Origin of the sequence: Bacteroides sp. (assembly GCF_028690125.1) — a bacterium.
Taxonomy (GTDB): Bacteria; Bacteroidota; Bacteroidia; order Bacteroidales; family Bacteroidaceae; genus Bacteroides.
In genome coordinates, this window is the sequence record NZ_JAQVBV010000098.1 from 1 (window position 1) to 5162 (window position 5162).

General features: G+C 39.8%; 6 protein-coding genes and 1 pseudogene. 6 read left to right on the top strand and 1 reads right to left on the bottom strand.

The window, feature by feature from the left end:
• A pseudogene (locus tag PHO71_RS25145) lies at window positions 1–126 on the top strand (glycerophosphodiester phosphodiesterase); the annotation flags it as partial.
• Window positions 127–210: 84 nt separating this feature from the next.
• Here the strand turns inward: PHO71_RS25145 and PHO71_RS25150 are convergent.
• On the bottom strand, window positions 211–507 hold the full coding sequence (locus PHO71_RS25150; protein ID WP_300208931.1) for a co-chaperone YbbN: 297 nt from the start codon (window positions 505–507) through the stop codon (window positions 211–213).
• Window positions 508–832: 325 nt separating this feature from the next.
• Between PHO71_RS25150 and dapF the strand changes: the two genes are divergently transcribed.
• The 5 genes from dapF to PHO71_RS25175 all read left to right on the top strand — a co-directional run.
• The gene (dapF, locus tag PHO71_RS25155) at window positions 833–1636 is read left to right on the top strand and encodes a diaminopimelate epimerase (RefSeq protein WP_300208932.1); all 804 of its coding nucleotides are present in this window, start codon (window positions 833–835) and stop codon (window positions 1634–1636) included.
• Between the two features lie 50 nt (window positions 1637–1686).
• The gene (locus PHO71_RS25160; protein WP_300208933.1) at window positions 1687–2919 is read left to right on the top strand and encodes an LL-diaminopimelate aminotransferase; all 1233 of its coding nucleotides are present in this window, start codon (window positions 1687–1689) and stop codon (window positions 2917–2919) included.
• Window positions 2920–2995: 76 nt separating this feature from the next.
• Window positions 2996–3742 carry a hypothetical protein gene (locus PHO71_RS25165; protein WP_300208934.1) on the top strand — a complete coding sequence of 249 codons (747 nt, stop codon included), beginning with the start codon at window positions 2996–2998 and terminating at the stop codon, window positions 3740–3742.
• A gap of 40 nt (window positions 3743–3782) precedes the next feature.
• The gene (locus PHO71_RS25170; RefSeq protein WP_077153904.1) at window positions 3783–4139 is read left to right on the top strand and encodes a P-II family nitrogen regulator; all 357 of its coding nucleotides are present in this window, start codon (window positions 3783–3785) and stop codon (window positions 4137–4139) included.
• 76 nt (window positions 4140–4215) lie between these two features.
• Window positions 4216–5162, top strand: a 947-nt coding sequence (locus tag PHO71_RS25175) for an ammonium transporter (RefSeq protein ID WP_300208935.1), incomplete at its 3' end; no start/stop codon positions are given.

Sequence of the window (5162 nt, forward strand, 5' to 3'; positions counted from 1 at the left end):
GATCTGGGGATGAAAGTCAATTCATGGACCATTGATAAAGAAGAAGATATGAAATGGCTCATAGACCAAAAGGCAGATTTCATCACAACGAATGAACCTGTTGTTTTGCAAGAGCTAATTAAATAATAATATCCCTACTAAGCATAAGCCTTCATTCCTGAATTGCAGACTCAGGAATGAAGGCTTTGCAATCTTTTTACCCCTTTCTATTTACCTAAAATCATCCAATACCTCTTTCAACTCATTTACAGTCAGTTCACCTACCTGTCTCCAAAGTTCATGTCCCCCATGTAACAGAATAAAAGCCGGAACTGTCCCTATATTATGTAAGTCAGCTATATCTTGATTCTCTTCTGTATTCACTTTTATCAAATCAACTACTCTTTTTTCATACGTTCGCAGTATCGGACCGATCCATTCATAATGAGGAGTCCAGTCTGCATAAAAAACGACTAGAACCAAATGGTCACCTTTTGCCTCTATTTCTAATTGCTTCTTTATGTCCATCTCTATTATCTATTAATTATAAGTAGTGATTAAAACAACAGATCAGCAGAAAAAGTTCTTCAAAAACAAAGTCTATTTTACTCTATTTATTCTTCATATTCAATGAAAAGATATGCAGTATTCTCCCTACAAATAACAATATATCATTATTCACATCTATACAATTATAATTTAATACTATTCATGCCTATATTTACAACAAATGAAAGTTAGATAAAAACAAATAGAGATTAGACACACTTTTAATAAAAACATAAATCAAAAAGTCATATCTTTGCATTGCAATAAAACAAAAAGAAAGAACAATCAATCATTAAAAAGCAAAATGATAAATAAAACAAGATTTACTAAAATGCATGGAGCCGGTAATGATTATATATATGTAGATGTTACCAAGTATCCGATAGTGGCTCCCGAAAGGAAAGCAATCGAATGGAGTAAATATCATACGGGAATCGGCAGTGACGGGCTTATATTGATTGGAACTTCAGAAATAGCAGATTTCAGTATGCGCATATTCAACGCAGACGGCTCGGAAGCGATGATGTGTGGTAATGGAAGTCGTTGCGTAGGCAAATATGTATATGAATATGGTCTCACCCGTCAGACTGAAATCACTCTTGAAACGCTAGCGGGCATTAAAGTTCTGAAACTGCATATCGAAAACGGTAAAGTAACATCAGTCACCATAGATATGGGTACTCCGTTAGAGATAGAAAGAATCCGGTTAGAAGGAAAATACTCTATGCAATCTACTCGGATATCAATGGGAAATCCTCATTTAGTGACATTTGTAGAAGATATTACTTCAATCAATCTATTGGAGACAGGACCCGAATTAGAGTGTCATCCTCTTTTTCCGGACAGGACCAATGTAGAGTTTGCACAAATTATTGACAAAGATAAAATACGGATGAGAGTGTGGGAAAGAGGATCTGGCATTACCCAAGCCTGCGGAACCGGTGCCTGCGCCACAGCAGTAGCAGCTATTGAGAACAAACTAACCGGAAGAAAATGTGAAATCATAATGGACGGGGGAACCGTCACTATCGAATGGGAAGAAATTTCGGGACACATATTGATGACCGGACCTGCCACTAAGGTTTTTGATGGAGAAATAGAGGATTGACATTGGAGACATAACAACAATAAATTGAAGAAACTTAAAACAATAACAATATGGCACTAGTAAACGAACATTTTTTAAAACTACCCGGAAGTTATTTATTTTCGGATATAGCGAAAAAGGTTAATACATTCAGGATAACGCACCCTAAGCAGGACATCATCCGCTTAGGTATCGGTGATGTCACCCAGCCGCTTCCGAAAGCTTGTATTGAAGCCATGCACAAGGCAGTTGATGAGTTGGCTAATAAAGAAACCTTTCGTGGATATGGTCCTGAGCAGGGTTATGAATTTCTAATTGAAGCAATTATAAAAAATGATTTCACACCACGAGGTATTCATTTCTCTACATCAGAAATATTCATTAATGACGGGGCGAAAAGCGATACTGGCAATATTGGTGATATTCTTCGTCATGACAACAGCGTGGGAGTAACAGATCCTATTTATCCGGTATATATTGATAGTAACGTGATGTGTGGACGTGCCGGAATATTAGAAGAAGAGACAGGCAAATGGAGTAATGTTACTTATATGCCTTGTACAAGCGAAAACAATTTTATTCCGGAAATCCCGGATAAAAGGATAGACATCGTTTATCTCTGTTATCCGAATAATCCCACTGGGACTACATTGACCAAACCGGAATTAAAGAAATGGGTGGATTATGCTTTGGCGAACGATACGCTGATTTTATTTGACGCCGCTTATGAAGCTTATATTCAAGATGAAGATGTACCTCATTCCATTTATGAAATCAAAGGAGCCAGGAAATGTGCCATCGAATTCCGTAGTTTCTCAAAAACAGCAAGTTTCACGGGAGTACGTTGCGGATATACAGTTGTACCGAAAGAACTGACGGCAGCTACTTTAGAAGGTAATCGCATTCCACTCAACAGATTATGGAACCGACGCCAATGCACTAAATTCAACGGGACTTCTTATATCACCCAGCGTGCTGCAGAAGCAGTCTACAGCACAGAAGGGAAAGAACAGGTGAAAGAAACCATACATTACTACATGACCAATGCTAAAATCATGAAAAAAGGACTGGAAGCAACAGGTCTGAAAGTGTATGGAGGAGTAAATGCTCCTTATTTATGGGTAAAAACGCCCAACGGAATATCTTCTTGGCGATTCTTCGAACAAATGTTGTATGAAGCCAATGTAGTCGTTACTCCCGGTGTAGGGTTCGGTCCCTGTGGAGAAGGCTATATTCGCTTAACAGCATTCGGGGATCGCAATGATTGCATAGAAGCAATGAGAAGAATCAAGAACTGGCTTTAGATAGTATTTTGCGCGCTACTATATAACATATGGACCGTACATCCACATTTTTCTAACTATTAAAGGTAAAAAGACAATGAAAACGACGATGAACAAAAAATTGAAAGTAATAGCATTGGCTATACTTGTAACTCTTGTCCCGTCATCCGGAATGATGGCACAGAACAAATTGAAAGCTTCCGTAGGAGCAGATTTGGTTAGTGGTTATATCTGGCGCGGTCAGAATTTAGGCGGAGTTAGCATACAGCCTTCTTTAGGAGTCACCTACAAAGGCTTCTCACTGGGAGCCTGGGGATCGGTCGGTATTGAGTCATCCGATACGAAAGAACTGGATTTAACTCTTGGATATTCGACCGGAGGTTTTAGTTTCTCAGTAACCGACTATTGGTTTAATCAAGGTGACAACTTTAAAACAGGAATGCCTACCTCCGGGGAATATTTTCATTACGGAACTTATTCTACAGCACATGTATTCGAAGCACAGGTTGGCTATGATTTCGGTCCTTTGGCTGTAAATTGGTATACCAACTTTGCAGGAAACGATGGCATCAAAGAAAATGGGAAAAGAGCTTATTCTTCCTATCTGGCAGTCAGTGTTCCATTAACTTTCGGAGGACTTGAATGGAATGTGGATTTAGGTATGGTACCTTGGGAAACGACTTTCTATAACGGTTACACCAGTGGTTTCTGTGTTTCCGATGTCAGTCTCAGTGCGGCAAAAGACATCAAGGTATCTAGCTCGTTCACCCTTCCTGCCTTTGCCAAAGTAACAGTAAATCCCCGTACCGAGGGAGCCTATTTCACATTCGGGCTAAGTTTTTAAGAGAATAAAAAAGAATAAGTCACACTAACAAGTAAGGTGTATGAAAAAGATTGAAGCAATTATCCGCAAAACAAAATTTGAAGACGTGAAAGAAGCTCTTCTTGAAGCGGATATCGAATGGTTCTCATACTATGATGTGAGAGGTATTGGAAAAGCAAGACAAGGACGTATCTACCGCGGCGTAGTGTATGATACTAGTAGCATCGAACGTATTTTGATTTCTATTGTAGTACGTGATAAAAATGCAGAAAAGACCGTACAGGCGATCATCAAGGCTGCACAAACCGGAGAAATTGGTGACGGACGAATCTTCGTTATCCCTATAGAAGATGCCATCCGTATCCGGACTGCAGAAAGAGGTGATATCGCTCTTTATAATGCCGAACAGGAACGTTAATTTCAGGATAAACAATAAGGATCGGAGTACCTCTGATTACAACAAATAGGTATTACAAATCTAAAGATATTACATTATGGATACATATAAAAAACGCAGCCTTATAAAGCTGTGTATAGCCAGTGCTATGCTTTTTGCACTGAGCTTCACAACAGAAACTTTCGCACAAGACAGTATCGCCCACACAAGTACAGAAGTAATAGAAACGGTTACAGAGACCATAGTAGCCTCCCCTACTACGGAAACAGCAGCCGATAATATCACAGAATTAGCAACAGGACTGAATACTGTATGGATGTTGTTAGCCGCAATGCTTGTATTTTTCATGCAACCGGGATTCGCTCTTGTGGAAGCGGGATTCACCCGTACAAAAAACACAGCCAACATCTTAATGAAGAACTTTGTAGACTTCATGTTCGGTTCCCTTTTGTATTGGTTCATCGGATTTGGGCTAATGTTTGGAGTAGGCGGATTCATTGGTATGCCTCACTTCTTCGATCTTTCCTTTTTGGATTCCCAATTACCTAGAGAAGGTTTCCTGATTTTCCAAACCGTATTCTGTGCAACTGCTGCTACCATTGTATCAGGAGCAATGGCAGAACGTACAAAGTTTTCCATGTATTTAGTTTACACCATTTTTATCAGTGTATTAATTTATCCAGTATCAGGTCACTGGACATGGGGAGGCGGTTGGCTGATGAACGGTGAGGAAGGTTCTTTCATGATGAATCTTTTCGGAACTACCTTCCATGATTTCGCGGGTTCTACCATTGTCCACTCTGTCGGAGGTTGGATTTCATTAGTAGGTGCCGCCATTCTGGGTCCTCGTATCGGTAAATATGGAAAAGACGGTAAGTCAAAAGCAATACCCGGACACAACTTGACCATTGCTGCCCTCGGAGTATTTATTCTATGGTTCGGATGGTTCGGATTTAATCCCGGTTCACAACTGGCTGCTGCTACGACAGCCGATCAGGAAGCTATCTCACACGTATTTCTGACTACTAACCTCGCAGCTTGTGC